The 25,965-nt window shown below is 63.3% G+C and carries 27 protein-coding genes; 12 read left to right on the top strand and 15 right to left on the bottom strand.

All coding sequences use genetic code 11. The features are described 5' to 3' along the window. The first annotated feature begins 180 nt into the window (after window positions 1-180). The 6 genes from M5C56_RS28435 (at window position 181) to M5C56_RS28460 (ending at window position 5,398) form a co-directional block, all read left to right on the top strand. On the top strand, window positions 181-1,035 hold the full coding sequence (locus M5C56_RS28435) for a MaoC/PaaZ C-terminal domain-containing protein (RefSeq protein WP_103497745.1): 855 nt from the start codon (window positions 181-183) through the stop codon (window positions 1,033-1,035). A gap of 119 nt (window positions 1,036-1,154) precedes the next feature. Beyond that, complete coding sequence (locus M5C56_RS28440) at window positions 1,155-1,460, top strand: MazG-like family protein (protein WP_100944316.1); 306 nt, start codon at window positions 1,155-1,157, stop codon at window positions 1,458-1,460. Beyond that, on the top strand, window positions 1,457-2,206 hold the full coding sequence (locus tag M5C56_RS28445; RefSeq protein ID WP_103497747.1) for a methyltransferase: 750 nt from the start codon (window positions 1,457-1,459) through the stop codon (window positions 2,204-2,206). Before M5C56_RS28440 ends, M5C56_RS28445 begins: the two co-directional genes overlap by 4 nt. Window positions 2,207-2,220: 14 nt before the next feature. Further along, window positions 2,221-2,817, top strand: a complete 597-nt coding sequence (locus M5C56_RS28450; protein WP_103497749.1) for a DUF4136 domain-containing protein — start codon at window positions 2,221-2,223, stop codon at window positions 2,815-2,817. A gap of 20 nt (window positions 2,818-2,837) precedes the next feature. After that, entirely contained in the window at window positions 2,838-3,398 is a 561-nt protein-coding gene (locus tag M5C56_RS28455; RefSeq protein WP_103497751.1) for a DUF4136 domain-containing protein, read from the top strand. 143 nt (window positions 3,399-3,541) lie between these two features. Continuing rightward, window positions 3,542-5,398: a pilus assembly protein TadG-related protein gene (locus M5C56_RS28460; RefSeq protein ID WP_103497752.1), complete on the top strand. Its 1,857-nt coding sequence runs from the start codon at window positions 3,542-3,544 to the stop codon at window positions 5,396-5,398. Here the strand turns inward: M5C56_RS28460 and M5C56_RS28465 are convergent. Beyond that, the gene (locus M5C56_RS28465) at window positions 5,306-8,134 is read right to left on the bottom strand and encodes a PAS domain-containing sensor histidine kinase (protein ID WP_103497754.1); all 2,829 of its coding nucleotides are present in this window, start codon (window positions 8,132-8,134) and stop codon (window positions 5,306-5,308) included. The two genes, M5C56_RS28460 and M5C56_RS28465, sit on opposite strands and share 93 nt — an antisense overlap. Continuing rightward, window positions 8,131-8,577, bottom strand: a complete 447-nt coding sequence (locus M5C56_RS28470; protein WP_103497756.1) for a TadE/TadG family type IV pilus assembly protein — start codon at window positions 8,575-8,577, stop codon at window positions 8,131-8,133. Before M5C56_RS28470 ends, M5C56_RS28465 begins: the two co-directional genes overlap by 4 nt. A 75-nt stretch (window positions 8,578-8,652) precedes the next feature. On the opposite strand from M5C56_RS28470, the gene M5C56_RS28475 reads away from it, so the two are divergent. Both M5C56_RS28475 and M5C56_RS28480 read left to right on the top strand, forming a co-directional pair. Continuing rightward, window positions 8,653-9,123: a prepilin peptidase gene (locus tag M5C56_RS28475; RefSeq protein WP_103497757.1), complete on the top strand. Its 471-nt coding sequence runs from the start codon at window positions 8,653-8,655 to the stop codon at window positions 9,121-9,123. 117 nt (window positions 9,124-9,240) lie between these two features. Further along, window positions 9,241-10,014: a response regulator transcription factor gene (locus tag M5C56_RS28480; protein WP_103497803.1), complete on the top strand. Its 774-nt coding sequence runs from the start codon at window positions 9,241-9,243 to the stop codon at window positions 10,012-10,014. 88 nt (window positions 10,015-10,102) lie between these two features. On the opposite strand, the gene M5C56_RS28485 is transcribed toward M5C56_RS28480, so the two are convergent. Genes M5C56_RS28485 through cpaB form a run of 8 tightly spaced genes read right to left on the bottom strand, consistent with a single transcriptional unit; the run spans window position 10,103 to window position 17,580 of the window. Continuing rightward, entirely contained in the window at window positions 10,103-10,369 is a 267-nt protein-coding gene (locus M5C56_RS28485) for a DUF3613 domain-containing protein (protein WP_103497758.1), read from the bottom strand. A gap of 21 nt (window positions 10,370-10,390) precedes the next feature. After that, a complete protein-coding gene (locus M5C56_RS28490) occupies window positions 10,391-11,125 on the bottom strand; it encodes a tetratricopeptide repeat protein (RefSeq protein WP_103497760.1) in 735 nt (244 codons plus the stop codon). Window positions 11,126-11,136: 11 nt separating this feature from the next. Further along, the gene (locus M5C56_RS28495) at window positions 11,137-12,024 is read right to left on the bottom strand and encodes a type II secretion system F family protein (protein ID WP_103497761.1); all 888 of its coding nucleotides are present in this window, start codon (window positions 12,022-12,024) and stop codon (window positions 11,137-11,139) included. A gap of 1 nt (window position 12,025) precedes the next feature. Next, window positions 12,026-12,913 carry a type II secretion system F family protein gene (locus tag M5C56_RS28500; protein WP_103497763.1) on the bottom strand — a complete coding sequence of 296 codons (888 nt, stop codon included), beginning with the start codon at window positions 12,911-12,913 and terminating at the stop codon, window positions 12,026-12,028. 12 nt (window positions 12,914-12,925) lie between these two features. Continuing rightward, window positions 12,926-14,197 carry a CpaF family protein gene (locus M5C56_RS28505; RefSeq protein ID WP_103497765.1) on the bottom strand — a complete coding sequence of 424 codons (1,272 nt, stop codon included), beginning with the start codon at window positions 14,195-14,197 and terminating at the stop codon, window positions 12,926-12,928. Next, window positions 14,197-15,384 carry a pilus assembly protein gene (locus M5C56_RS28510; protein WP_103497766.1) on the bottom strand — a complete coding sequence of 396 codons (1,188 nt, stop codon included), beginning with the start codon at window positions 15,382-15,384 and terminating at the stop codon, window positions 14,197-14,199. The genes M5C56_RS28505 and M5C56_RS28510 overlap by 1 nt, the downstream gene beginning before the upstream one ends. Continuing rightward, window positions 15,381-16,577 carry a type II and III secretion system protein family protein gene (locus M5C56_RS28515; RefSeq protein WP_281438936.1) on the bottom strand — a complete coding sequence of 399 codons (1,197 nt, stop codon included), beginning with the start codon at window positions 16,575-16,577 and terminating at the stop codon, window positions 15,381-15,383. The genes M5C56_RS28510 and M5C56_RS28515 overlap by 4 nt, the downstream gene beginning before the upstream one ends. Before the next feature lie 52 nt (window positions 16,578-16,629). Continuing rightward, window positions 16,630-17,580 (bottom strand): Flp pilus assembly protein CpaB, encoded by a 951-nt coding sequence (gene cpaB, locus M5C56_RS28520; protein ID WP_103497769.1) that lies wholly within the window; start codon window positions 17,578-17,580, stop codon window positions 16,630-16,632. Window positions 17,581-17,885: 305 nt separating this feature from the next. Here cpaB and M5C56_RS28525 point away from each other — a divergent pair, with 305 nt between their 5' ends. From M5C56_RS28525 to M5C56_RS28540, 4 genes are all read left to right on the top strand, one after another. Next, window positions 17,886-18,077: a Flp family type IVb pilin gene (locus M5C56_RS28525; RefSeq protein WP_103497771.1), complete on the top strand. Its 192-nt coding sequence runs from the start codon at window positions 17,886-17,888 to the stop codon at window positions 18,075-18,077. Between the two features lie 71 nt (window positions 18,078-18,148). Continuing rightward, a complete protein-coding gene (locus M5C56_RS28530; protein ID WP_100944299.1) occupies window positions 18,149-18,565 on the top strand; it encodes a response regulator in 417 nt (138 codons plus the stop codon). A gap of 89 nt (window positions 18,566-18,654) precedes the next feature. Beyond that, window positions 18,655-18,948, top strand: a complete 294-nt coding sequence (locus M5C56_RS28535; protein ID WP_103497772.1) for a hypothetical protein — start codon at window positions 18,655-18,657, stop codon at window positions 18,946-18,948. A 33-nt stretch (window positions 18,949-18,981) separates the two neighbouring features. Then, the gene (locus M5C56_RS28540; RefSeq protein WP_103497773.1) at window positions 18,982-20,331 is read left to right on the top strand and encodes an MATE family efflux transporter; all 1,350 of its coding nucleotides are present in this window, start codon (window positions 18,982-18,984) and stop codon (window positions 20,329-20,331) included. A 14-nt stretch (window positions 20,332-20,345) separates the two neighbouring features. Here the strand turns inward: M5C56_RS28540 and M5C56_RS28545 are convergent, their stop codons facing one another. From M5C56_RS28545 to M5C56_RS28565, 5 genes are all read right to left on the bottom strand, one after another. Then, entirely contained in the window at window positions 20,346-21,134 is a 789-nt protein-coding gene (locus M5C56_RS28545) for a DUF4123 domain-containing protein (RefSeq protein WP_103497774.1), read from the bottom strand. Then, on the bottom strand, window positions 21,131-22,474 hold the full coding sequence (locus M5C56_RS28550) for a contractile injection system protein, VgrG/Pvc8 family (protein ID WP_103497776.1): 1,344 nt from the start codon (window positions 22,472-22,474) through the stop codon (window positions 21,131-21,133). The genes M5C56_RS28545 and M5C56_RS28550 overlap by 4 nt, the downstream gene beginning before the upstream one ends. 245 nt (window positions 22,475-22,719) lie before the next feature. Further along, window positions 22,720-24,633, bottom strand: coding sequence for an arginine decarboxylase (speA, locus tag M5C56_RS28555; protein WP_100944292.1), 1,914 nt, complete (start codon window positions 24,631-24,633; stop codon window positions 22,720-22,722). A 227-nt stretch (window positions 24,634-24,860) separates the two neighbouring features. Then, entirely contained in the window at window positions 24,861-25,232 is a 372-nt protein-coding gene (locus tag M5C56_RS28560) for a translation initiation factor Sui1 (RefSeq protein WP_103497777.1), read from the bottom strand. 205 nt (window positions 25,233-25,437) lie between these two features. Continuing rightward, window positions 25,438-25,965 carry an NUDIX hydrolase gene (locus M5C56_RS28565; protein WP_103497778.1) on the bottom strand — a complete coding sequence of 176 codons (528 nt, stop codon included), beginning with the start codon at window positions 25,963-25,965 and terminating at the stop codon, window positions 25,438-25,440.

Below are 25,965 nucleotides of genomic sequence, written 5' to 3' on the forward strand. Positions count from 1 at the left end.
CAGCTTTCAGGCTGCGACCTTAGGCCAAGCCATCGTTTCTGACAATGCCGCGGGCCATCAGCGCCCGACAGTGGTTCGCTTCTAGCAGCAAAGCAACACGGCGCAACGAATAAACCCTATCCTGTGCGAGATACAGCCTATAAACATGAAAGTTTTTTCCCACAAACAAAGCGACTGCTCATGCCCGTGAACTGGCAATACCTGACCGCCGCGCCGAGCTTGCCCGCGCTGTACCTGCGCGCTGCGACACGACGCATCATCGCGGGCCAACACTTGCCTGACCAGGGGCTACGCAGTTGGGTGACCGTCGATGAACGGCGCCTGGCCGCTTATCGCCGGGTCTGCGGCTTTGCCGAGGGCAGCCCGATGCCGGCGACCTATCCCCATGTGCTGGCCTTGCCCCTGCAACTGCAGTTGCTGACGGCCAAGGAGTTTCCCTTTCCGCTGCCGGGCCTGGTTCACCTGAACAACCGTATCCGCCTGCTGCGGCCCCTGGGCGGCATGGGCAATCTGCGGATCGGTGTGCAGGTGCGTAACCTGCAGCCTCATGTCCAGGGCGCGACCTTCGATCTGCTCACCGAGATCGACGATGCCCTCGGGCCGCTTTGGGAGGCTGAAAGCCGGCTGCTCTGCCGGGGCGTCACCCTGGACGCCAAGCCACCACGGAAAACCAAGGCCCCGGTCCCGCCCTTGACCGAGCTGACGCACTGGCAGGTTCCGGTGGATATCGGTCGGCGCTACGCCAGGGTTTCCGGCGACTACAACCCGATCCACCTGACGGCCCTGAGCGCCCGCCTGTTCGGTTTCCCCCGGCCCATCGCCCATGGCCTGTGGAACAAGGCCCGGATCCTCGCGGCCCTGCACGAGCACCTGCCGAGCGCGAATATCGAGATCGAGGTGGCGTTCAGAAGACCGGTGCGCCTGCCCGGCGAAGTCGGCCTGTGGGTCAGTGCACCGGGCTCGAACGGCGCGTTCAAATTGTCCGGGGCCAAGGGACTGGAACATCTGAGCGGCCGTTGGCGCCCCATTGCCTGACACCACACCTACCCGCCCTGACGAATATTTCATCGGCTCCAGGTGTTATCCCTACAGCAAGGCCCTTGCTTCCCGTTCTCATCCACCGGAAGCTAGACGCCTTGAAGGAGAACACCCGCATGAACCTCGACGAACTGACCCAACGCCTGCACGGCATCCGCGATCGCAACGACTGGAAAACTTTCCACAGCCCGAAAAACCTGGCCATGGCCGCCAGCGTGGAGATGGCCGAACTGGTGGAGATTTTCCAATGGCTCAGCGAGGATCAATCGCGCCAGTTGCCACCGGAAAAGCTCGCCCATGCCGGACAGGAAGTCGGCGATATCGTCCTTTATCTGCTCCTGCTGTGCAGCGAACTGGGGTTGGACATGAACGAAGTGGTCCGCGCCAAACTGGCCGACAGCGAACGGCGCTTCGCCCAATGAGCGACCGTCATTTCGACCAGTTGGCGACCCGTTTCGCCGAAAAAATCTATGGCGGGGCCAAGGGCGCGATCCGCCTCGCCGTGCTCCAGGCCGACCTGACCGAGAGCCTGCCGCAGCGCCCGTTGCGGGTGCTGGATATCGGCGCGGGCCTGGGCCATATGTCGTTGTGGCTGGCCGAACGCGGTCATCAGGTGACCCTCGCCGAACCCGCCGAACCGATGCTCGAGGGCGCACGCCAGCGCTTTGCCGAGGCCGGACAAAACGCGACCTTTATCCAGGCACCGTGGCAGGAACTGCTCGGCCAGCTCACCGAACCCTATGACCTGGTGCTCTGCCACGCCGTGCTTGAATGGCTGGCCGAACCCCATGCGATCCTGCCGGTGCTGCACCAGCTGTGCAAGCCCGATGGCTGGCTGTCCCTGGCCTTCTACAACCGCGATGCACTGATCTATCGCAACTTGCTCAAGGGCCATTTCCGCAAGATGCGCAAGAACGACATGGCCGGCGAAAAGCAGAGCCTGACCCCGCAACAACCCCTTGATCCACGGGAATTGGCGGCGCAACTTGAAGGTCTGTGGCGGGTCGAAACCCAGAGTGGCGTGCGGGTTTTCCACGACTACATGCCGGTTGAATTCCAGGCCCGCGCCACCCTGGCGGACCTGCTGGAAATGGAACTGGCCCACCGTCGCCATCCCGGTTTTGCCGGACTGGGACGTTACCTGCACTGGATCTGCCGTCCGGTCTGAATACGGAGGATGCAATGAGTCGCCGTTTTTGTCTGCTAGCGCTGTGCCTGGGGATGGCTGCCTGCCAGAGCAACAACCCCTACACCAGCAGTTCCATGCCCCTGCCGCCGGCCCCGGCGCAGGTCGCCCATGGCCCGGACCTGAGCGCCTACCCGGCGCCACCACGGGACTATGGACGCTACCGAACCTGGGCCTGGAGCAATGACCGGCTGCCCGCCGGCACCACCTGGGCCGATCCGGCGCAGTTGGCCGAAGTGGTCGGCAATGCCCTCGAACAACAGGGCTTGCGGCCACGCCGCGATACGGCACCGCCGGACCTGCGGGTCAGCGCCGACCTGCATGTGGAGAAACGCCTGCGCCAGGTCCAGGAAGACTACGGTTATGCTGGCGGCCCTTATGGCTACCGCTATGGCATGTACCCCAGCGCCCCGATCGTGCGCACCTACGAGGTGCAAGTGCTCGTGGTGCGTATCAGCCTGTTCGACGCCGGCACCGGCCAACCGGTCTGGAGCGCCAGCGCCGAAACCGGCACCCAGGGCAATCAGCTCGAACGCGCGGATGCCTTGCGCGAGGCCGTGAGCAAAGCCCTGGCCAGCTATCCACCCAGCTAGACCCCCTCCGGAGAAAAATCATGTTCCGCCGTCTCGCTTTAGTGGTTTTTGCCATGCTGCTCAGCGCCTGCGAAACCACCCGGGTCAACCACGACTTCGACGCCAGTCGCGACTTCGCCGGCTACCGCAGCTGGAGCTGGAAAGAACCCGCGTTGCAGTACCGACCCGACGATCCGCGAATCAAGAGCGACCTCACCGAACAGCGGATTCGCCAGGCGGTCGGCGAGCAGTTGGACCAGCGCGGCTTGCGCCCGGTCATGGCCGGCGGCAAGGCCGATGTGAAGGTCCAGGCGTACCTGATCGTCGACAACCGCCAGCAGCAGGTAAGCACCAGCTACGGCGGCGGTTGGGGTGGCCCTTGGCAAGGCGGTTTCTGGGGCGGCCCGGGCTACACCGAAACCCGTAGCGTCGACTATCAGGTCGCGACGATCCAGATCGACCTGCTCGATGGCAAGGACGGCAAGCTGGTCTGGCGTGGAAGCGCCGAACAGATGGTCAACAACGGTTCGACACCCGCCGAGCGCAGCGCGGCGATCAACCAGGCGGTGGCCAAGTTGATGAGCGCGTATCCGCCGAAATAGTCGTTCGCCGCAACATTCCCGCCCCTGTAGCGCGTCGACCGATGGCGCCTGCAGGGGCCCTATCGAATCGCCCAACCTTGGCTACACTGGCAGACAACACTGGAAAGTAAGCGCTCGGCCAGCGGCCGGCAAGGGAGTGCTCGATGTCTTTCCCCGGTCGTGTCGTCGGTTTTCGTGGCCCGTCCGGGCAACGCGGGGCGATTGGCCTGATGGCGGCCCTTACCCTCGGCCTGGCCCTGCTCCTGATGGTGGTGGTGGTCGATACCGGCCGGCTCTACCTCGAACAACGTAAATTGCAACGGATCGCCGACGGTTCGGCGCTGGAAGCGGTGAGCCGCGCGGGGACCTGCCTGCCCGGCCTGAGCGCCGCCAGCTACGCGACCCAAAGTGCCAGCCGCAACGCCTTCACGGTCGGCACCGGCAACACCTTGACCACGACCTGCGGCACCCTGGTGACCGGGGCCAATAACCTGCGCACCTTTGCCGTGGATGCCACGCAATCCTCGGCCATCAAGGTAGTCGCCACCCATGCCGTGCCCACCAGCATCGCTGCCGGGATCTACTCCCTGGTGTCGCCCGGCACCTTCAATCCGAATACCCAATTGACCGCAACGGCGGTGGCCGCGACGCCCTTGCCGCCCACCGCGCAATTGAGCATCCGCAGCACCGTCGCCAATGTGAACCTGCTCAACGGGGTCATGGGGCCCTTGCTCGGCGGTTCGATCAATATCACCGCGGCCGGCTGGAACGGCCTGCTCAGCACCAACATCAGCCTGCTCGGCTACCTGCAACAACTGGCCATCGACCTTAACGTGACAGCCGGTAACTACACCCAATTGCTCGCCACCAATGCCACCGTCACGCAGTTGATCCAGACCGCTATCACCGTCTCCCAGGCCAATGGCGCGAGCGCCGACGTGCTGACCGCGCTGGGCAACCTGAAAGTCGCCGCGCAAACGGCCGGAAGCATCAAACTGGGGAGTTTTCTCAACCTGTCGACGCTCACGCCGACCTCGGTACTGAATGCCAATCTGCAGCTGTTCCAACTACTCCAGGCGATTGTCGAGGTGGCCAATAACCAGAACGGCCTGGCGGTGAATCTGCCCGTCAGCCTGCTGGGCTTGGGAGTGGGGGCGACGGTGCAGACCAAGGTGATTCAAGCACCGCAGTTCTCCGCGATCGGCAACCCGGCCCTCGCCGCGCTCAACCCGACAGGCCCCAATGGCATCTATGTGCGCACGGCACAGATCCGCACACTGGTGACCCTTGATCTGTCATTGGTGACCAATTTATTGAGTGTAGTGACAGGGCTGCTTTCAGCCGGTACCGGACTGCTGGGACTGACTCTGCATGTACTTCCCAATCCAACCCTGGACATCAGCCTTGAAGCCGGTGGCGGCAGCAGTTATGTCACGGGCTACACCTGCGTCAGCGACACCAATAAAAGCCTGTCCATCAGCGCCACCACCGATACCGCCTACCTGCGGGTGGGCAATATCAATTCGGACTGGGCGACCAACACCACACCGCTGACCGTAACACCCTTCACGTTGGTATCCATCGGCACGGCAACGGCACCTTTTTCCGCCGGCGGCGCATCCCTGATGATCAGCAGCCCGGCGCTGCAAACAACCGGCACCAATACCTTTATCAATCCACCCGATGTCAATGTGACGCCAACGCCCGCCTATCCGCCCTACACCCTGTCGATGTCCAATCCCATCGCCAGCCTGGCTCAATCCGTCAATGGCATACAGCTGACGACCTATCCACCGACTTACACCGCCCCAACGCTCCTGACAGCGGTTTTCACGCTCCTCACGACGACCCTCAACGGCGTGATCAGCACTCTGGCCTCAACCCTGAGCGGCCTGCTCAGCCCCCTGCTGGACAGCCTGATCAACACGCTATTGGCGGGGCTGGGGATCACTGTCGGACAGATTTCCGTCGACGGCCACCTCACCTGCGGCCAGACCGGCAAGGCCTACCTGGTGATCTGAAGCGATCGGCAGTTCCACACAGAACCGCGCCCCGGCCTCGCCATTGCGTACGCTGAGGCGCCCGCCCATGTTCTCGACAATCCCGTAGCTCACCGACAAGCCCAACCCGGTGCCGACGCCTATCGGCTTGGTGGTGAAGAAGGGTTCGAAGATCCGCTCCAGCAACCGCGGATCGATGCCGCCGCCGTTATCCTCGACAAACAAGCGCACCGCCCGCTCATCACGTTCGGCGGTCAGCGCAATCCAGGGCTCGAAATCGCGGTTCTTCTCACGCTTGCTCAACAAGGCATCCCGGGCATTGACCATCAGGTTGATCAGCACCTGCTCCAACTGGTCGACAAAACCCCGCACCTGCACCTCGAACCCGATGGGCGCCACCCGCAGCTCCACGCCCTTGCCCTTCATCCCTTCGCTGAGCAACGACAAGGTGCCTTCCACCGCCTGTGCAGGATTGAACGGCGCCTGCTCGATTTCCGAACGGCGACCGAACACCCGCATATGATCGACCACCCGCGCCGCCCTCTGGACCTGGGCGTCGATGCGATTGAGCTTGTCCTGCAAATAGTCGACCTGCACATCGCCATTGCCCAGGCGCTTGAGCACATTGACGATGGCCATGCGCATGACGTTCAGCGGCTGGTTGATCTCATGGGCCAGGCCAGTAGCCATTTCCCCCAGGGTGGCCATCTTCGCGCTCTGGGTCAGTTGCTGCTGGGAACGCCGCACCTCGGTGTTATCACGTCCCACCGCCTGCACCTCGACCAGCCGGCCTTGCGCGTCAAACACCCCGCGATCCGACCAGACCCACCAGGCATGCTCGCGGCCGGGCAATTGCAGGCTGATTTCCGCCGTACTCACCGGGAGCTCCGGAGTCAACAGGGACAGACGCTGGACAAACGCCGCGCGCTGCTCGGGCGACAGCCAGTTGCCCAGGTTGGCCCCCGGCAATTGCTCGGGCGAACACTCCAGATAGACCGCGAGCGGCTTGTTGCCGAAGGTCAGGGTCAGGTCCGGGCGGTAACGACAGATCATCGCCGGCGAATCTTCCACCAGGATGCGATAGCGCTCCTCGCTCTTCTCGATCTGCTCGGCGGCCAGGGTCGCTTCCGTGATGTCCAGCCACAGCCCCACCGCTTCCACCGGCAAGCCGAGGTCATCACGCAACAGCCGGGCCTCATCCAGCATCCAGTGATAGGCACCGCCCTTGTCCCGGAGCCGATAACGGCAACTGACGTTGCCTTTACGCAGCAACTGGCGGGTACGCTCGAAATAACGGTCGCGATCCTCGGGATGAATCCACTGCGCCAGGCTGCCATCGGCACAGTCGGCCAGGGTCCAGCCCAGCAGCGGCAACAGGCTGTCGCTGAAGAACACCGGCTGCAAGGCACCCTCGACATAACGCTGTACATAGATCACCGCCGGCGAGCTGGCAATCAGGTTGTCCAGCCGGGCATGGGCGGCGGCGGCGGCCTGCTCCTGGTTCTTGACGTCACTGATGTCGAGCATGAAACCAATGATCCGCAAGCTGTCACCAACACCCAGCACCTGACCCTGCAGGCGATACCACTGAGGGGCCTGCTGCGGGTCCTCGGCATGCCGGCGGACACAGAGCAGCAGCGCCTTGCCCTGCTGCAAGTCGTACATGCGGCTGGACAGTTCCTGGCGGTCGGCGGCGTGGAACAACCCCAGCCAACCTTCCAGCGACACCACCCCGTGCAACGCTTCAAGCCCCAACTCCTGCACCAGTTGCGGGGCCAGTTGCAGTTCGTCGAGGGACGGCGTCCACTCCCACCAGCCGGTGCCCAACAAACCTTGCAGCACCTCCAGGCGCTCCAGTTGATGGTGATGAACCTGCTGGCGCAGGCGCGCCAGCAACGGCGCCGCCAGGGCCGCCGCCAGTTGCAGCCAGTCACGGTCGTCCAACTGCGTTGCGCGCTGACGGGCCGGGTAAAAACCGGCGAGCAACCACGCCGCCACCCCATGGTCATCACAAAAAGGAATAAGCAAGCCATCGGCGTTGCCCATCACCCCTTGCAGGCGCAGATGCTCACTGAGGCCTTGTTGCGCGTTGAAGTACAGCGGCACCATGCCGCTGAGGCTGTCCAGGCCACTGCCCAGGGCCTGGCCGGTCTGCCACAGGGCCGGAGCGTCATGGGCCCGATACTGACTGTGCACCGTCCACTGCTGTTGATGTTCGTCAAGCAGCGCCAGGGCAACACAGGGAATCCGCCAGCGCTGGGACAGGCCCTGCAACTGCTCGTTCAGCACCTGGGGCAGACGTGCCAGGCTGCACAGGCGCAATTGTTCGCTCATCTGCCCGGCGACCTGCTGCAGCTGCTCACGCAACGATGAGCGCAGGTTGTGCTCAAGCAGGTCGCCGATGTCCAGGGCCTGCAACCACCAGCCGGGATTGCCGGGCTGGACCCAGGCGCGGGTATGCAGGACTTGCCCGGCCGGTCCACTGAAGTCCAGGTCGAGGCTCTGGCCGAGCCAATCCGCCGGCACGCCTTCGACAGACAAGCGACTGGAGAGCAGCAACAGGTTACGCAACTCACAGCCTGCCGCCTGCGGCGCCAGGTCATGGCGCAAGGGACCGTCGACGCTCAAGACCCGGCCCTCGTCATCGAGCCGCAGCAGCAAGCCGAAGGCCGGGGCGGGCAAGTGGCGCATGGGCTCGGGCGGCGACTCACTGCCGCGCCCCAGCAAGCGCCCGAACAGCTTGTCCCCTGCGCTCAAAATTGCAGACTCGAGATGACCGTCAGGTTCGCGGGAAGGCTGGGCACCGTGCCGATGCCAGGTAACACCAGAAACGGCAGGACATTACGCAGTTGGGATGTCGGGTACGTGATGGTGACCGTCAGGATACCGCCCGAGTAGAGCGCCGTAATATTGTTGGCGGCGGTGAAGTTGAAGCTGCTGGGAATCCAGGTCAACCGGTTGGCGGCCGCCTGGACGGCGGTGGTCTGGACCAGAGCGGTATAGCCACTTCCGGCCGCCACCGGGTCGACCGCCACGCTACTGCGCAAGGCCTCGGCCGTCGCTTCATGGAACGACTGCACCATCAGCAGCGGCAGGCAGTAGCTGACCATGCCATAGAACACCGCGAAAAAAATCAGGAACACGAGGGCGAACTCGATGGCGGCGGCGCCTTTTTGCTTTCGGGGGAGGCTGGGGCTCATGACAAGGTCTACCCTGACAACTGCACGTTGCTATCAGCATAGAATCATTCGCCGGGAAGAGACGTTTTTTAGCCCATGCACAGCCTTGTTCTAGCGGCCTGGTTAGCACTCTGTGCCACCCAGGACCTGCGCCACCGGCAAATCGCCAATAGCCTGACCCTCGGCAGCGCGGTGCTGGCCCTGGTCTATCTGCTCTGGACCGGCAGCACCTGGCTGGGGGCGCCTGCCGCCCAGGGCGGCATCGCCTTGCTCCTGGCCCTGCTGCTGACCTTGCCCGGCTACGCCACCCGACGCATGGGTGCCGCAGACGTCAAGCTGTTGTCGGCGCTGGCACTGGCCAGCGAGCCGTCGACCCTGCTCGGCACCTTTATCGGCGCCGGCGCCGCGATGCTGCTCTGGCACTGGCTGGCCCCCCGAGTGTGGCCATTACTGGGGCAAGGAACGCAGGCAAGCCTGCACCACCTGGCCCCGGAAACCTTGGGCAAACGCCCTTTCGCGCCATTCCTGCTGATTGGCCTGCTCGGCATGTCGATCAACTCCCTTTAGTAGTAGCACTATGTACAGAGTGGCAAAGTGCGTCTACTTTTGAGGAACAAGCCCTGCGAAACTGCGCGCGTGGGCAAGGAGCTCGTAGTCATTGGCTGGTAGAGCATGGAGTCGCGCGTGAACAAGCTTGTCTCTCAAGTAAAAGTACTGGTGGTGGATGACCAACCACCGATCGTCGAAGAAATCTGCGAGTTTCTCGAAAGCAACGGCTACCGTTGCGTCCCTTGCCTGTCCAGTCGGCAGGCGCTTGAAGGTTTCAGCGAAGACAGCGAGATCGGCCTGGTGCTCTGCGACCTGCAGATGCCGGAGCTGGACGGCATCGAACTGGTGCGCCAGCTGCAACAGATCGCCGGGAAACATCGGGCTTTCGAGGCCATCATGCTCACCGGGCGGGCCGACAAGCAGGACGTGATCAAGGCGTTGCGCGCCGGTATCGCCGACTACTACCAGAAGCCCGTGGATCTGCACGAACTGCTCGAGGGCATCCATCGCCAGGACAAGGCACTCGCCGAGCGCAAACGCACCGACAGCCTCGGGCATCTGAACCAGAAGCTGCAGTTCCTCGCCGAATCCATCGACGACCTGTACCAGGACCTGAACAGGATCCGGAGCGGTTCGCCTGCCGACAGCAGCGAGGAAGCCGATCCCGACTCGGTACAGATCCTGCCCGAAATCGTCAGCCAGCTATCGCCGCGCCAACTGGACGTCGCGCGGCTGGTGGGCAAGGGCCAGACCAACTACCAGATCGCCTGTGAGCTGGGCATTACCGAAAACACGGTGAAACTCTATGTGTCCCAGGTGCTGCGCCTGACCCATATGCACAACCGCACCCAACTGGCACTGGCCTTGTCGCCCGCCAGGGTCGGCCACAGAGGGATCACCGAGCACTGATCCCGCCAGGCATCCGCTTGCCAGCGATAACGATGTTGTATTCACCGCCGCCATCGCCACCAAGCCCTGCTGCTTGCATCCTGTCCGCTTAATTGCTCTTCAACGACCCGCCGGCATCCTGCTTGAAAAATTCCGGAATCGGATGTTTGTAGCTGTCCAGCCAGCGTTGCAGGCTTTGCTCGCGTTCGCTCGGCGTGGCGACCTGGGGCGTCGAGCTCTGCTGCTTTCCCGCCACCTGTAGCTGCAACCAGTTTTCCGTCTCCTTCTGATAGGGCGAAGACGGTCTCTGCTCTACCGCCTGGACCGCCAACGACAGTAGCAGGCACGCCACGCCACAGAGTTTGTATGGTTTCATCCCGACCTCCTTGATGTCGATTCAACGCACGCTTGCCGCAGCGGCAGGCGCCTCTTCCCTTGCCGCCACCCGGTCACTGGCGGGCCGGCTACCCGCTCCGACGCCGCTCTTGAGCTGCTGCGCCCGGGCCTGGGCCTCGCTGAACTGCCCGGGGCTCAGGTTCATCCGGGTGACCAGCTCAGCGGCCTGGCTCCAGTTGTCCTGATAAAGCAACAAGCTCACCAGGTTCACCGACGCCAAGGGATCGGACTGCTTGAGTTCGATGGCGGTAAGAAACTCGAAACGGGCATCCTCCAGTCGCAGTTGGTTGAGATAGACCACCCCCAGGTCGTTGCGGATCTTCTCGTCGGTCGGCGCCAGGCGCGCCGCCCGCTGCAAATGCGCCATGGCCTGGCCGTTGTCGTTGCGCGCCGCCGCCAGTTGCCCGAGGCCATGCTCACCTTCGGCCGCGAGGCAAGTCCCGAGCAGGCTGCGATACAGCGGCTCGGCCTCGCTACGGCCCAACTGCCGATAGACCCGGGCCTTGCGCAAGCGCACGGCGTCGAGGCTTTCCGGCAGGTTCTGCAGGTTGGCCAGGCTGGCGTGCAGCTTGCCCTCATTGGCCATGTCATCCGCCAGGTTCAGGGACAGCTCCTGGTCGGCGTCCGGTTTGGCGCAACTGCCCCCGGTCCCCATCAGTGCGGTCCAGGGCGCACGACCATCCCCGGCACAACCGGCCAGCGTCAGAAACGCCACCGCGGCAATCAATACCTTCATCCAACCACTCCCTAGGATGCGCCAAACGCCTTGGCCAGGGCGGTAAAACCCGGCCCCGCCAGGACAATCAACAATGCTGGAAACAGAAACACCATCATCACCACGGACATCTTTGCCGACAGTTTGGAGATGTACTCCTGCTGACGGGTCAAGCGCCGGTCATCAAGCAATTGCTTGAGGGCCAGCAACGACTTCATCGCCCCACCGCCCTGGTGGATCAACTGATGGAGAATCACGCAGATATCGTCGAACTCGTCCACCTCCAACAGGCCGGCCACCTTGTTCAACTCCTCTCCCAACTCCAGCCCCGAATCGACCCGCGCCAGTACCAGGCGCAGCTCCCCGGTCACCACCGGCAGCAGCTCCCGACCCTCCTGGGAGAGCACCCGCAAGGCCTGTTCCACCGCCATGCCCGACTCGAACAGGATGCGCAGCAACGGAATGAAGGTCGATATCTCCTGGACCACCTGCTTCTGCCGACGCCGAGCCAGCACCACCAACAGTCGCTTGGGAAACAGATAGCCACCGGCCAGGGCCAGGAAAGGCGCGATCCAGGGCGAGGTGGTGTCAGGGAAGAGCCCCCCTTCCAGCAGTGACACTATCCCCAGCGCCAGCACCGGAGTGGCGATCTGGCTGGCGGCAAACAACGAACGCTGGCTGGCCTTGCGCCAACCCACACGATTGAGCAGCACCAGGGTTTCGTTATCCATGCTGATCAAGTGCTGGCCAAAACGGGATTCGCCCAAACGACGCAGCAGGTTGCCGAAACGGTTGTCGCGACTCATATGACCTTGCAGACGCCGGGTCACGGCACGCTTGCGCCGACGTCGCTGCATCCATTGGCCAGCCGCCAGGGTCAAGGCGGCGAAGAGCAGCAGGGCACTGGCCAGGATCGTCATCTCACACGCTCCGCAACATGCGCCAAAGCGCCAGGCAACCGAACACCTGTAACCCGACGGCCATCAGCAGCATATGCTGGCCGCTGTTGTCCTCCCACATGTGCATCAGGTAGCCCGGGTTGGAGACCAGGAAGAAGCCCGCCATGCCCACCGGCAGCAACGCCAGCACCACGGCGGTCATGCGGGTTTCCCCGGTCATCGCCCGCAGTTGCCGGTCACCCTGCTCGCGTTCGCGAATCAGCTTGATCAGGTTTTCCAGCAACTCGCTGGCGTTGCCGCCATACCGGTGGTTGACCTTCAAGCCCAGGGCCAGGAAACGGAACTCGTCGCGCTCATAGAATTGGGCAAAGTCGTGCACGGCATCCGACAGGCTGACCCCCAGCTCGACATTGCGTCGTACCCGCCCCATGGCCTCGCGCAGCGGATCGGTTGAGGCCTCGACACCGCCCATAAGCGCATCGGCCAGGGTTCGCCCCGACTTGAGACTGCGCACGGCGTGATCAAGCGCCGAAGGCAGTTGCTCGACCATCCGCCGCAAACGACGCCGATAGCGCCAGGCCAGATACAGACGCAAGGCCAGGGGCGGCAGTACCAGCATCAGCAACAGTCCCATGCCAGCGGCCTGCACAGCGCCGAGCGCCACCAGCAACGCCCAGATCCCCAGCCACAAGCCTTGCCGCTCGCCGGGGCGATTCAGGCCGGCGCGCACAAACAGCCGATCCAGGTGGTTCTTCGTGGTGTGGGTCGTCGGCGCCAGGACCGGCTGCCCTTGGCCCAGGCGGCTCAGCACCCGTTCATGACCGGTCTTGCGCAGGCTGATGTAGAACAAACGCATCGACAGCCCCAGCAATACCAGGCTGATCAACCAGAGCAACAGGGGAATTAACATCGGCGCCCCTCCTCAACCGAAGGACAAGGGCGAGTCACGGCGCAGCTTCTCACCGCCCGGGTTCACCGCCTCGCGCAGGAAACCAAAGCCGTTGCGCCGATCCAGGCGAAACAGGGTATTGGTGACATAGATGTCCTCGCGCACATCCAGCACCTCCACCACTTCGCTGACACAACGACGGCCGTCGGGCAGGCGGGTCAACTGGATCACTACATCGAGTGCCGCGCAGATCATCTGGCGCAGGGTCTTTTCGCCGATCTGCCGTCCCGTCAGACCCACCAGGGTTTCCAGGCGCAGCAAGGCATCCTGGGCGTTGTTCGCATGCACGGTGCTCATTGAGCCGTCGTGGCCGGTGTTCATCGCCGTCAGCACGTCGAGCACCTCCACACCACGAATCTCACCGAGGATGATCCGGTCGGGGCGCATCCGCAGGGCGTTGCGGATCAGGTCGCTGGACTTCACTTCGCCATGCCCTTCGGCATTCGGCGGGCGGGTTTCCAGGCGCACGACATGGGGGTGGTTGAGTTGCAGTTCAGCCACGTCCTCGATGGTGACCAGCCGTTCATGGGGGTTGATCAACTGGCTGAGGATATTCAGCAGGGTGGTCTTGCCGGTGCCGGTACCGCCGCTGATCAGGATATTGCAGCGCTTGCCCACGGCCAGCTGGAGAAACTCGAAAATCGACTGGTCGATGGTCTGCATTGCCATCAGGTCGCTGCTCTTGAGCATGTCCTTGCGAAATTTCCGTACCGACAGGCACGGACCGTCGAGGGCGATCGGCGGAATAATGGCATTGACCCGGCTGCCATCGGGCATCCGCGCATCGACCATCGGCGAGGACTCGTCCAGGCGCCGGCCCAGGGGTGCGAGAATCCGCTGGATAACCCGCTCCACGTGATGATCGTCGATAAACCGCAGGTCGCTCTGGTACAGGACACCGTCACGTTCGATAAACACCCGGTGCGGGCCGTTGACCAGGATCTCGGTCACCGAACTGTCACGCAGCAGGACCTCCAGCGGCCCGAAACCGGTAAGCTCGTCGACGATCTCCTCCGCCAGCCGTTCCATCTCATACCGCGACACTGCCAGGTGCAGCCGCGAGACATACTCGCCGACCTTGTCGATGACAAACTGTGCCAGGGCCTGGCGCGAGCCTTCCAGCAGGTTTTTCCCCGACTCCTCGATGGCATCGATGATGTAGCGGTGCAGCACCAGTTTCAGGCCGTCATGATCGCTATTGCCAGTCCCGCCGCGGGAGTGCCCGCCGAACAGTTTCTCCGCCATTACTTATGCCCCCAGAGGCGATTGAACCAGCCTTCGGAGGTCTTGGTCAGACCCTGGGAACGTTTCGCCAAGCGTTCGCCGAGGGCTTTCAGGCCCTGGGTCAGGGCTTCCCGGGGCGACAGCTCGAACAGCGTCTGGCCCTGGTTCTTCGCATTCAGGCGAACGTCCGGGTTGTAGGGCAGCACGGCAATCACTTCCAGGCCGAACGTCTTGCTCAGGGTTTCCGAGTCGGGCGAAACACCGCGCAGGTAGCGGTCGACCAGCAATCGGGCGTGATCGAGCTTCATGCCTTTTTCCCGCCAGAGATTGAGCACCGCGAGGCTGCGCCGGCAATCGAGCACATTCTGATCGGTATACCAGAGCAACTTGTCGCAGTGGCTGACAAAGGTCCGCAAGGCCTCACTGTCGGGCTGCCCCACCAGGTTGACGACGATATGCTGGAAATGTTGGCGCAGGGCACTGAGCAGCATGTACAACTCCGCCGCACTGGTGCGTTTGAGGGGTTCGTCGGTGCTGGAGTAGGCGAGGATGCGCAGGCCCCCTTCAGCACTGGTAAAGGCGCTGTCCATCAGGGTCGCGTCGAGGCGGCGCAGATGGCGCAGGGCATCGCCGAAATGGAACGAACTTTCCAGGCCCAGTAGCGCCAGGCTGTCGCCCCGGGGCAGGCCCAGGTCCAGCAACAGGGTCTGCTGGCCGCTCTTCTGCACCACCAGCGCCAGATGGCTGGCGAGCAAGGCGCCCTCGGCATTGCCCTGGGCGCCATACAACACGGTGAAACCACCCAGTTCCGCACTTGGGGTCACCGCCGGCAGGCGTTTACTCAGACGCCGCACCAGGCCGGCCACTTCGCTGGAGCGCGAACCGTAGGCAACAAAATCCCGCGCACCGGCGCGCATCGCATTGAGTACCAACTGGTTATCCATGCCGTCGCCGAGGGCGACGATCGCCAGCATCGGCTTGGCTTCCAGTACCCCTTCGATCAAGGCGCTCTGGGCCACCAGGTTTTCCCGGTCCAGGCCGACAAAGATCAGGCTGGCAAAGGTGACATCCACCAGCGAGAGCAACTCGTCGAGGCTGCCGCCGGCGCTGACCACCTGCCCCAGGGGCGCCAGCGCGCCCTGCAGCCACTCCAGATCAGTGCTGTTGCGGGTGATTGCCAGAAAGGTCTGGCTCAGGCTCTGGCTCATTTTGATAACCCGCTGCGGCGATCGTAGTTGCCGTTATCGAGGAAGAACAGGCGGAACCAGTTCGGATCGTATTCGCGCAATTTTTCCCCCGGCAGGCTGGGCAACCGGGCATCCGCCGCCAGGGGCTGGACCAGGTGCGGCGTGACGATCATCAACAGCTCCTGCTCCTCGCGCTTCATGCTCGAGTTGCGAAAAAACGCCCCCAGCACTGGAATGTCGCCCAGGCCCGGCAGCTTGTTGATCTGCGAACTGTTGCTGGTGCTGATCAGGCCGCTGATGACAAAACTCTCGCCATCGGCCAGGGAAATGCTGGTGTCGGTGCGGCGGATCGTCAGCGCCGGCACCGGTGTGCCGGAAATGGTCACGGCATTGCTATAGTCCAGCGCACTGACCTCGGGCGCCACTTTCAGGGCGATGCGGTTGCGGCTGATCACCGTCGGAGTCAGGGTCAGGCGAATACCGAACTCCTTGTACTCGATCGAAACGCTGTTGCTGCCGGAGCTCGGCACCGGAATCGGAATCTCGCCGCCAGCGAGGAAACTCGCGCTCTGCCCGCTCAGGGTCACCAGGCTGGGGCGCGCCAGGGTGTAGGCGAAACCGCTGCCTTCCAGGGCGTTGATCAAAGCCTTGACCCGTCCGCCGCCAAAACCGATGTTGAAGTTGGTGCTGTCCGGTGACTGCCCACCGGAGATTGCGCCGGGGACGGCATTGGTCGCTACCGTGCCCGGGGAGCCGAACACATAGTTACCGCCCTGGCCGAAAATCGCCGTCCCCGCCTCCTTGAGCTTGGTCCGGTTGACTTCAACAAAACGAATATCGGTCTGCACCTGGATCGGCAGGGACGGGTCCATCGACGGCGATATGGTCGTCGTGGTCAGGCTCGCCGTGGCCTTGCCCTGGACAAACACCATGCTCTGGCGCGGCTCGCTGGCGCAGGCGGTCCAGACCATCAGGCTGGTGGCACCGGGGGCCATGCCGGTGAGCAGGAAGGCATTGTTGCCGTTGGGGTGCACATCGGCGATTTTCGCATCGCCCACCGCCAGGCGCGTGATCGCGACTGGCGAGCGCAGTTCCTGTTGCAGGCCTTCACCGACTTCCAGCACCGCGGGCAACGGGCCCAGGCCGGCACAACCGCTCGACGCCGCCAGGGCGACATTCCAGCCCAAGCTCCCCACTAGCAGGGCCCCGATCATGGGTTTGAATCTCGATACACATCGACTCATCCGCGACTTCCTTGTTGGCAGATCAGGGCGTTTGTTGGCTGATTTGATTACCGCGGATCACTTCGACGCCCCGGCTTTTCGCCGCACCGGGAAGCGCCCCGGGAGCCGCCGTTGCCTGGCCCCTGGGCACACCGGCCAAGGCCAGCTGGTTGAACTGGAACAGGCCGTGATTGATGCTTTCGACGCTGTCGGCAGCACTCTCCCCCGCCCAGTAGCGCGGCAGCAGATGCTCGTCGGCGCTACGCACCGCCAGGCGCAACGTACCGACCTGGGTGGCAAGCATCAGGCGGCTGAGCAGCACTTGCGGCACGGCCAGCACCACCGTACGGGCGTTGCCGGGGCTCGGGGAGTGGTGCAGGCGTTCGTCGGCAGCGGACGACGGCGTGGCCGGCAAACCATCGTTGGTCAGCCCGAGTTGGTCGCCGACACTGAGCAGGCGCATCGCCGGCACCACCACCTGGGCCGACTGCTGCGGGTTACTGGCGTCCTGACGCAGAAACAACAAGACATCGACGTAGTCTCCCGGCGTCAACTGGCCACCGGCGCCAACGACCTCATCCACCGCCACCGCCAGGGCGCGCTCATCGGGACGGATCATCCGCGCCAGGGGGCCGCCGGCCTCGAAACTCTCGTCGCTGAGCCAGGTGCCGGCCTTCAAGGGCCGCCAGGGTATGCGGTCCATGGCTTGTTGCAGCGAGCTCAGACTGCCGGCCGGTGCGGTACGCAGCCGCTCGACGGTGAGATCGGCCGCCGTCAGGGGCACAAAAGGGGGAACATCGTGGGCCAACACCACCACCGGCTGGCGCAGCGCGTCCTCGGCCCCCCCCGCGTTTTTTTCCACAGGCGCGACTACCGCTGCATCGGCAGGCGCCACGGGGACCGGCTGACGACTCAGCCTCAACCCCCAGTAACCGACCACAATGGCTGCGACCAAAAACAGGGCGGCCAACCCTATGGTAACGCGACTGTTCACGACTGCTCTCCCTTTCCTGCCAGACCCGAGGCCATGACCCATTCGCAATCAGGCAGCGATGAACATCAACTATTTCGCTATTGGACGGTAGCGCAGCTAGGACAAAACGCCATTACCGAGCGCCAAATATCCCCTCGTTCGGATGGATAAATTCTGAGTGTTCAACGCCAGGCCAAAAACTAATTCTTTGTGATTAATCCGTTCTTACAGTTGTAGAGGGCGGTTTTGTTGACAATGCTTTAAAGGTAGGCAAATCACGCCGCACGACCGCTGCACAGCGCTTTTCAGGCGCAAGGAGAAGCCAGATGTTGCTGAATATCGTCCTCAGGCTGTTCATAAAAGCCCAGCTGTTTGCCGAAGACAAAGAAGCCGCCTCGGGTATCGAATACGCGATTGTCGCGGCCATGGTGGCGGCGGTGATCGGGATTTTCATGGACCCTATCAGCACCAAGGTGAAGTCGATCTTCACCGCAATTCAAACCGGTATAGGGACTTGACGAACTTCCCCCTCCAGAGTCTCTAATAGGGAGCTAGAGTTTCAAGACGACTCAACGACAGGTATGGTCCCATGAACGCCTCTTCCCCCCCACGGCAACAGCTCCTTCTAGTGGACGACGAAGAGGACGCCCTGCTCGAACTGGCCGAATTGCTGGAGGGCGAAGGCTTTTGCTGCTTCACCGCCACCTCCGTCAAGCTGGCGCTCTCGCACTTGACCCATCATCCGGATATCGCCCTGGTGATCACCGACCTGCGCATGCCGGAAGAAAGCGGCATGTCGCTGATCAAACGTCTGCGTGAACACACCTCGCGCCAGCACCTGCCCGTCATCGTCACGTCCGGCCATGCCGACATGGACGATGTCAGCGATATGCTCAGGCTCCAGGTGCTGGACCTGTTCCGTAAACCCATCTATCACGTGCGCTTGCTGGAAACCCTCAACAACCTGTTTCCACAGCCCAGGATGCATCTGGTCAACCCCTCTTGATGCACCGTCTGGACAACCTCAGGCGGGGCCTGTAAAACCTGCTCCCTGCGAGTGCGGCGCATCAGTCGGCATATTCATCAGGGGTACCTATGCAGGTAGAAAGTTTTTTTGAATGGCTGGGCCAGGCGCTAGGCTCGGTGATTCGTTTTATCATTGATGGCCTCAGCGGCTTCTTCCACGCGTTGACCCATGCCGGCGGCAACTTTATCGATGGCTTCGCCCGCTCCCTGGGCATGAGCCCCTCGTTCTTCAGCATCCTGATCCTGATCCTCGGCCTGATGCTGCTCTACTCGGCGGTCCGCGCCTTTATGCGGGCCTCGATCATCCTCGGCATCATCTGGCTGGTGCTCGGGCTCTGGCTGTTGAGCTGGGTGGTCCACTAATCGCTACAATGCCCGCTCTTTCAAGGAGCCCGCATGTCCCCCCTGATCGCTGACTGGCGAGACCGCCCGACTCACCGCCGGGTCTGGGCACTCGCCGCCCCCATGATCCTGTCGAATATTTCCGTGCCCCTGGTGGCGCTGGTCGACAGCAGCGTGATCGGCCACCTGCCCCACGCCCACCAGCTCGGTGCGGTGGCGGTCGGCGCCAGCCTGTATATCTTTCTCGCCTGGGCCATGGGCTTCCTGCGTATGGGCTCCACCGGTTTTGCCGCCCAGGCCGCCGGACGAGGAGACGGCGCGGCCTTGCGCCAGGTGCTCGTCCAAGGTTTGCTGCTGAGCCTGGTGCTGGCGCTGTTCCTGGGGGCGATCGCCGTGCCGTTCAGCCAACTGGCGCTGACCTTCATGCAACCCTCGCCCGAATTGCACGAATTGACCCTGGACTTCTTCCACATCCGGCTCTTCGGGCTGCCGGCGGCGCTGGCCAGCTATGCCCTGGTCGGCTGGTTCCTCGGCACCCAGAACGCCCGCGCACCGCTGGCCATTTTGCTGACCACCAACCTGGTGAATATTGCCCTGAACCTGTGGTTCGTCCTCGGGCTGGACTGGGGCGTGGTCGGTTCGGCCCGGGCCTCGGTGATCGCCGAATGGACCGGCGCCCTGCTCGGCCTGAGCCTGACCGGCAAGGCCCTGCGCGCCTACCCCGGGCAGATCGCCTGGGCGGCACTGCGGCGCTGGCAGAGCTGGCGCCCGTTGCTGACGGTGAACCGCGATATCTTCATTCGCAGCATGGCGCTGCAATCGGTGTTTTTCCTGATCACCGTCCAGGGCGCACGCCTGGGGGATGCCACCGTCGCGGCCAACGCACTGCTGCTCAACGGCTTGCTGCTCACCGCCCACGCCCTGGACGGCCTCGCCCACGCCGTGGAGGCGCTCTGTGGTCATGCCATCGGTGCCCGTGATCGCGATACCCTGCGGCGTTCCCTGGTGGTCGCGGCCGGTTGGTCGCTGCTGGCGAGCCTGGGCTTCGCATTGCTGTTCCTGCTCGGCGGGCACCTGTTCGTCAGCCTGCAGACCGATATCCCCAGCGTGCGCGAGATTGCCTTCGGCTACCTGCCTTACCTGGCGCTGTTGCCACTGATCGCGGTCTGGAGCTACCTGCTCGACGGCCTGTTCATTGGTGCCACCCGCGCCCGGGAGATGCGCGACAGCATGCTGCTCAGCGTGCTCCTCAGTCTGCCCTGTGCCTGGTTCCTGAGCCGCTTTGGCAATCACGGCCTGTGGATAAGTTTCCTGCTGTTCATGGCCCTGCGCAGCCTGACCCTGGGGCTCTACGCCGTGAAACTGCGGCGCAACGACGGCTGGTTCGGCCAGGCCGCGCACTGAGCCACATCCTAGGCTCAATCAGGGCTACTGCTCCAGGCCTGGCGCAGGTTTTCCAGGCGCTCGCCGGGAGAGTCTCCCGCCAGGCAGGCCGGAATGGACGCCGCCGGATACTCCGCACGCAGATGCAGCCAGCCATCGAGCAGGCCGTACTCGCGAAAGCCCTGGGCGATGCCCTCCTGCACATGGCACCAGGTCCGGTCGTATTCATGTCCGCTACAGCGGCTCCACTGGTAGGCGTGGCGCTCCAGCAGGCAGGTCTGCAGGCGGCGCTGCTGGTGGCTGCTCAGGACCGGTGGCGCACCGAGACCGGCCACCTCGAGCCCGGGGTTGAACAGTTGCTGCCAGCCGACGCCGCCAATGGCCCGGTCCGCCCAGGTCCCACCATACCAGTACAGACAGCGGATGGGGCCGAGCCAGCCGCTCAGTTCGCGCGGGTCCGATGAGTCGAAGAAATAGCTGGCGGTCTGCGGGTTGTAGTAGCTGAGCAAGCCCCGATGCTGTTCGTCGAAACCCACCACCAGTATCTGTCGCAGGTGGGTCAGCAACGCCTGCACCGGCGCCCGGGTGTGCAGGAACAAACCGGGCCAGAGACTCGGGTTGGCCTGGCTGAGGCGGCTCAACGGGCAACCTTCGGCCAGTTGCAGCAGGCGCGGGGCGACTTCGCCCTGGCCCTGAAACGGCGAGCCCTCAAACAGGTTGTAAGCCAGATAGTGCGCGTAACCTTCCTTCAGCGCCTCGAGCACCTCCGGCGCACCGGGCACATCCAGCAGCAACCACTGGCTGCAATCGTCCGTCGCCTTCATGGCAGGCCCCTTCGCGGGAGTGCGCCCCGACAGACGCAATCCCGCACCGCGCAGTGACGCTCGCCGCCGCCCATGGGTTGCCCACACAACAGCACCAGCGGATAACCGGCGTGCAGAGATTCGAAAATCGGGTCCCGGTGCAGACGTTGCGCGCCAGCGGGCAGCGGCCTCGGCAACTGGACATCGCCACGCATGACAATTCGCGGCGCTTGCGCATCGCCATCCTGAAAACGCACCCACACCGCCGTCCCCACGGTCAGCTCTTCGCACTCATATTGCAGAGAGCGAGCCAACGGCAGCCAGCAAGGCACCGCTGGCGCAGCGCAGCCCTGGGAAAAGGCGTCGATGCGCACCGCCACCCGTCCTGCTTGGTCGCGAAAGGTCCCCTGCTCGTCGGCGTCGACCACCTGAGCCCGGAACAGCCCCGATAACACCGGGCTGGGCCAGCGCCGCCAGGAACGAAACGCCACCTCCCAGGAAGTCGCCGCAAAGGCATTGCCATAACGCAGCCGAGGCCCGCCGTCCGCGGCCCCACCGGGCAGGCTGTCGCCACGGTGGCGAAGCCGGGTGACCAGCCACAACCGGTTCCACGCCGCGCAAGGGTGGCCGGAAACAGGCAGATACGCGCCACTGGCCAGACCGGGCAGATCGCTTTCGCCCTCCGCCACCTGGGCCCCACGGCCGCCACGCCGACGACTGCCATCGGCCAGCGTGACGAAAAAATCCAGCACGCCCGGACCCGTCTCATGGGCGAAGCGCGCCCGCGGGGTACGCCGAAACTCCCCCTGGTGATCGGCAAAGACCAGCAAGTGCAGGTCCCGGCTGTGCTGGAAATGATAGTGGATGCCCTCTTCCGCGCAGAGCCGCTGCACAAATGCCAGGTTCGACTCTTCGTACTGCACGCAATAGGCACGCCGGGCATAGTGGCCCTTGAGCCAGAAACGCACGACATCGTCGCCCAGGCCATGCTCCTCAAGCACCCGGGCGATGATCGCCGGAACCGAGCAGTGCTGGAACAGACGCCGGCTCACACGCTGCGCCAGGCAACCCAGGCGCGGCCCCAGGGACAGGCGACAATGGCCCCGCGGCAACCCCCGGAGCGTCAGGTTGACGCCCTGTATCTGCCCGTGAAACCCGGCGTTTTCAGTCCCCAGCGCCAGGTAGCAACTGCGGTACATCAACCCGGCCAGGTCCAGTTCGCCTTCCTCGTCGAGAACATCCAGCTCGAAGGCAAACAGTTCGTCGATCGCCTCCACGCCGCTAAAGGCCGTGACAATCAGGGGATGGGACAAGCCCGCTACATCCAGCCGAAAAAACGGCTCGCTGACTGGATCAAACATTGGCTTTCCTCATCGTGGCACCGACCTGGGATTCTCGCCGAGAGACAAGGCCGAGTAGAGGGCTGAAGTAGTGTTAGAGAAAAGACCTACGCAAAACACGGAACATGAGAAGCCAGCATCTTGATTTCAGGGCATAAAAAACCCACCGCGAAGGGTGGGTTTTTCACAAAAGGACATTGCCTACAAGATCACAGGAAAAAACCAATCTCAAACAAGGCAATTTCCTGGGAACTATTGGCGTCGCCTTATGAGGACAGGTACGAAGAGCGGGTCAACCCCAGACGCAGGGCATCCAGGTACTGGGTACGCTCCTTGACGCTGATGTTCGCGCTGGCGACTTTGTCGCGGTAGTGCGTCATCAGTTCTTCCGGCGACAAGTGCACATAACGCAGCATGTCCTCGATGGTGTCATGGGTTTCGATACCGGCGTGGTAAACGCTGCCATCCGGGTTCTGGTAGATGTTCACCGAGTCGGTGTCACCGAACAGGTTGTGCATGTCACCAAGAATTTCCTGATAGGCGCCCACCAGGAAGATCCCCAGCAGGTAGTCCTCGCCCTCGTTCAGGGCGTGCACCGGCAGGCTGGTTTCGATGCTCTGCTCGTCGACGTATTGCTTGATCTTGCCGTCGGAGTCGCAGGTCAGGTCTTGCAGCACGGCGCGGCGCAGCGGTTCTTCGTCGAGACGGTGCAGCGGCAGGATCGGCAGGACCTGGCCGATGGCCCAGGTATCCGGCAGGCTCTGGAACACCGAGAAGTTGCAGATGTACTTGTCGGCCAGCTTGTCGTTGAGTTCGTCGAGCACCTGGCGGTGCGAACGCTGGCGGGCCTTCAACGAGTTGTGCAGACGCCGGCACACAGCGAAATAGCATTGCTCGGCCAGGGCTTTCTCGGCCAGGGTCAGCTTGCCGTCGGCGTACTGGGTGGCCACGTCGCTCATGTAGTGGGTGGCGCGCCAGTAGGTTTCGGTGACCATCTCGATATCGGTCGGCCCCAGCAGTTCCACCAGCCACTGCACGGTTTCCGGCAGGTTCTCGGGGTTGTCGATGTGTGGCACGTCGTCGTTGTGTTTCTCGACGTCGGTCACCTGCACCACCAGCATGGCGTGGTGGGCGGTCAGCGAACGGCCGCTTTCGGAGAAGATGTTCGGATGCGGCAGGTTCTGCGCATCGCAGAATTCCTTGAGCATGCCGACCACGACACCGGCGTAGTCATCCATGTCGTAGTTGATCGAGCTGGCGTTGCGCGAGTGGGTACCGTCGTAGTCCACCCCCAGGCCGCCGCCGACGTCGATATGGTCCACCGGCAGGCCGAGGTTGCGCAGCTCGCCGTAGTAGCGGATCGCTTCCTTGAAACCATACTGGTAGTCCGCCAGGTTGGCGATCTGCGAACCCATGTGGAAGTGCAGCAGGCGAATGCCCTGGTCCAGGCCCGCGTCGCGGAAGCGCTCGACCACCGACAGCAACTGCGCCGCCGAGAGACCGAACTTGGACTTCTCGCCGCCGGTATCGGCCCACTTGCTCGAGGCCAGGGATGACAGGCGCACCCGCAGGCCGATCCGTGGCTTGACCTTGAGGGCCGCGGCCTCTTCGATCACCAGTTCAACCTCGGACTCTTTCTCGATCACGATAAAGACCGTGTGACCGAGCTTCTGGCCCATCAGCGCCAGGCGGATGAACTCACGGTCCTTGTAGCCGTTGCAGACGATGGTCCCGCCCTTCGGCGCCAGGGCCAGCACCGCCAGCAGCTCCGGCTTGGAGCCGGCTTCCAGGCCGATGGAAACGTTCTGGGTGGCGATGATGTTCTCGATCACCGCTTCCTGCTGGTTGACCTTGATCGGGTACAGCGCGGTGTACTTGCTCTGGTATTCCAGACGCTCGATGTTGGCGTCAAAGGCCCCGGTCAGTTGACGGACGCGGTCCTGCAGGATATCCGGGAAGCGCACCAGCAACGGCAAGGACAAACCGCTCTTGCGCAGTTCGTCGACCTGCTCGAAGAGGTCGATGGGCGAACTGCTCGGGCCGTTCGGACGAACCTCGACGCGACCGGCGTCATTGATCGCGAAATACCCGGCCCCCCAATGGCGAATCCCATAAACACTGCGGCTGTCCGCAACTGTCCATTGGCTGCCATCGTCTTTGCGTGTGCGTCGTACGGACATCGAAGTCCCCTATAAAGAAGTCAAATAGCGCCACCTGGGTCCAGGCTGCGCGCAGTCTAAAGAATGAAAATGACGATTCGCCTGCATACAAGGGGGTAAGACCCTGGATCCAGCACCGAGTTTAGAAACTGTTCGGGAACAGGCTCTGTGAAAACCATGGGGACGACAGCCCGGCTTCGTTTATCCGGGCCGGCGGGTCAACTTCACGGTGGTTTTCACAGAGGCTGCTAACCGCCGGACTTCTTCGCCTTGAAACCGTGTTTTTCCAGCTCGGCCAGCAGCAACTCGACGTGATCGCCCTGGATCTCGATCACCCCGTCCTTCAAGGCGCCACCGGTTCCACAGCGTTTCTTCAACGCGGTCGCCAGGTCCTTGAGGGCGTCTTCGGCCAAGGGCACGCCGGTGACGGTGGTTACCGTCTTGCCGCCACGGCCCTTGCTTTCGCGACGCACGCGGGCAATACCGTCACCGGCTGGGAGCACATTTTGTTTGCAGATACAGGACGCCACCGGCTGGCTACAGTCCGGGCAATGTCGACCTGCGTCGGTGGAAAACACCAGGCCACCGAGGGCGGCGAAGGATGCGGCTTTTTTGGCCACCGGCAATCCTCTTGGGAGGACTAAAGACTGGTCACACCCCCGGGAGGGGTCTGCGACCGCGAAGCCCCACTCAGGCAGGGGCAGCGCAACTGCGGCGGGCAACGCCGCCGCAGCTTTGAAAGTCGCGCAGTGTAACGGCAAAAGGCCCCCGGCCCAATAGCCAAACAGCGCCAATTGATGAAGCTTTTGCGACGTCGCTACGGTGTTATTGCAGATAACGCTTCAAGGCTGCCAGGGAGTCCGGGCAATAGGGCTTTTCAAGGGTTTCGCGCAGGGCCTGGTCCACCGGGACAAAACGCGCCTCGAGGACCTCTTCAGGCTGCAGCCGCAGCGGCCCGTCCCAGACCGCGCTGAACACCGCGCACCAGAGCCGGTTACCCGGCTGGTCGAAGAAAAAGTGCTCGTGTTCGGTCAGCGGCACGCCACTGACCCCCAGCTCCTCTTCCAGCTCTCGGGCGGCGGACTCGGCGTAACTTTCGTCGGCCTGGACCATGCCGCCGGCGGCCACATCCCAGTAACCCGGGTAGATGGCCTTGCTCAAGGTACGCCGGTGCACACACAGCTCACCGGCGGAGTTGAACAGCAGGATATAGGTGCCGCGCCCGATCAGGCCGCGCTCGCGCAACTCGATTCGGGCCAGGGCGCCGAGCAATTGGTCATCGGCGTCGACCCAGGCGATCTGCTCGGCATCGGAGGCGGCGCGATGCAGGGCCTCCTTCGAAGCGTTATCCAT

This window comes from Pseudomonas sp. MWU13-2862 (assembly GCF_023242495.1).
GTDB lineage: Bacteria > Pseudomonadota > Gammaproteobacteria > Pseudomonadales > Pseudomonadaceae > Aquipseudomonas > Aquipseudomonas gingeri_D.

Excerpts from the sequence above, each read along its gene's own strand:
- M5C56_RS28435 (WP_103497745.1), top strand. The coding sequence starts at position 181 with ATGCCCGTGAACTGGCAATACCTGACCGCCGCGCCGAGCTTGCCCGCG.
- M5C56_RS28565 (WP_103497778.1), bottom strand. The coding sequence starts at position 25,965 with ATGGATAACGCTTCGAAGGAGGCCCTGCATCGCGCCGCCTCCGATGCC.
- M5C56_RS28460 (WP_103497752.1), top strand. The coding sequence starts at position 3,542 with ATGTCTTTCCCCGGTCGTGTCGTCGGTTTTCGTGGCCCGTCCGGGCAA.
- M5C56_RS28515 (WP_281438936.1), bottom strand. The coding sequence starts at position 16,577 with ATGATCGGGGCCCTGCTAGTGGGGAGCTTGGGCTGGAATGTCGCCCTG.
- speA (WP_100944292.1), bottom strand. The coding sequence starts at position 24,633 with ATGTCCGTACGACGCACACGCAAAGACGATGGCAGCCAATGGACAGTT.
- M5C56_RS28495 (WP_103497761.1), bottom strand. The coding sequence starts at position 12,024 with ATGACGATCCTGGCCAGTGCCCTGCTGCTCTTCGCCGCCTTGACCCTG.
- M5C56_RS28525 (WP_103497771.1), top strand. The coding sequence starts at position 17,886 with ATGTTGCTGAATATCGTCCTCAGGCTGTTCATAAAAGCCCAGCTGTTT.
- M5C56_RS28440 (WP_100944316.1), top strand. The coding sequence starts at position 1,155 with ATGAACCTCGACGAACTGACCCAACGCCTGCACGGCATCCGCGATCGC.
- M5C56_RS28550 (WP_103497776.1), bottom strand. The coding sequence starts at position 22,474 with ATGTTTGATCCAGTCAGCGAGCCGTTTTTTCGGCTGGATGTAGCGGGC.
- M5C56_RS28470 (WP_103497756.1), bottom strand. The coding sequence starts at position 8,577 with ATGAGCCCCAGCCTCCCCCGAAAGCAAAAAGGCGCCGCCGCCATCGAG.
- M5C56_RS28485 (WP_103497758.1), bottom strand. The coding sequence starts at position 10,369 with ATGAAACCATACAAACTCTGTGGCGTGGCGTGCCTGCTACTGTCGTTG.
- M5C56_RS28510 (WP_103497766.1), bottom strand. The coding sequence starts at position 15,384 with ATGAGCCAGAGCCTGAGCCAGACCTTTCTGGCAATCACCCGCAACAGC.
- M5C56_RS28540 (WP_103497773.1), top strand. The coding sequence starts at position 18,982 with ATGTCCCCCCTGATCGCTGACTGGCGAGACCGCCCGACTCACCGCCGG.
- M5C56_RS28500 (WP_103497763.1), bottom strand. The coding sequence starts at position 12,913 with ATGTTAATTCCCCTGTTGCTCTGGTTGATCAGCCTGGTATTGCTGGGG.
- M5C56_RS28545 (WP_103497774.1), bottom strand. The coding sequence starts at position 21,134 with ATGAAGGCGACGGACGATTGCAGCCAGTGGTTGCTGCTGGATGTGCCC.
- M5C56_RS28445 (WP_103497747.1), top strand. The coding sequence starts at position 1,457 with ATGAGCGACCGTCATTTCGACCAGTTGGCGACCCGTTTCGCCGAAAAA.
- M5C56_RS28505 (WP_103497765.1), bottom strand. The coding sequence starts at position 14,197 with ATGGCGGAGAAACTGTTCGGCGGGCACTCCCGCGGCGGGACTGGCAAT.
- M5C56_RS28530 (WP_100944299.1), top strand. The coding sequence starts at position 18,149 with ATGAACGCCTCTTCCCCCCCACGGCAACAGCTCCTTCTAGTGGACGAC.
- M5C56_RS28475 (WP_103497757.1), top strand. The coding sequence starts at position 8,653 with ATGCACAGCCTTGTTCTAGCGGCCTGGTTAGCACTCTGTGCCACCCAG.
- M5C56_RS28535 (WP_103497772.1), top strand. The coding sequence starts at position 18,655 with ATGCAGGTAGAAAGTTTTTTTGAATGGCTGGGCCAGGCGCTAGGCTCG.
- M5C56_RS28450 (WP_103497749.1), top strand. The coding sequence starts at position 2,221 with ATGAGTCGCCGTTTTTGTCTGCTAGCGCTGTGCCTGGGGATGGCTGCC.
- M5C56_RS28490 (WP_103497760.1), bottom strand. The coding sequence starts at position 11,125 with ATGAAGGTATTGATTGCCGCGGTGGCGTTTCTGACGCTGGCCGGTTGT.
- M5C56_RS28455 (WP_103497751.1), top strand. The coding sequence starts at position 2,838 with ATGTTCCGCCGTCTCGCTTTAGTGGTTTTTGCCATGCTGCTCAGCGCC.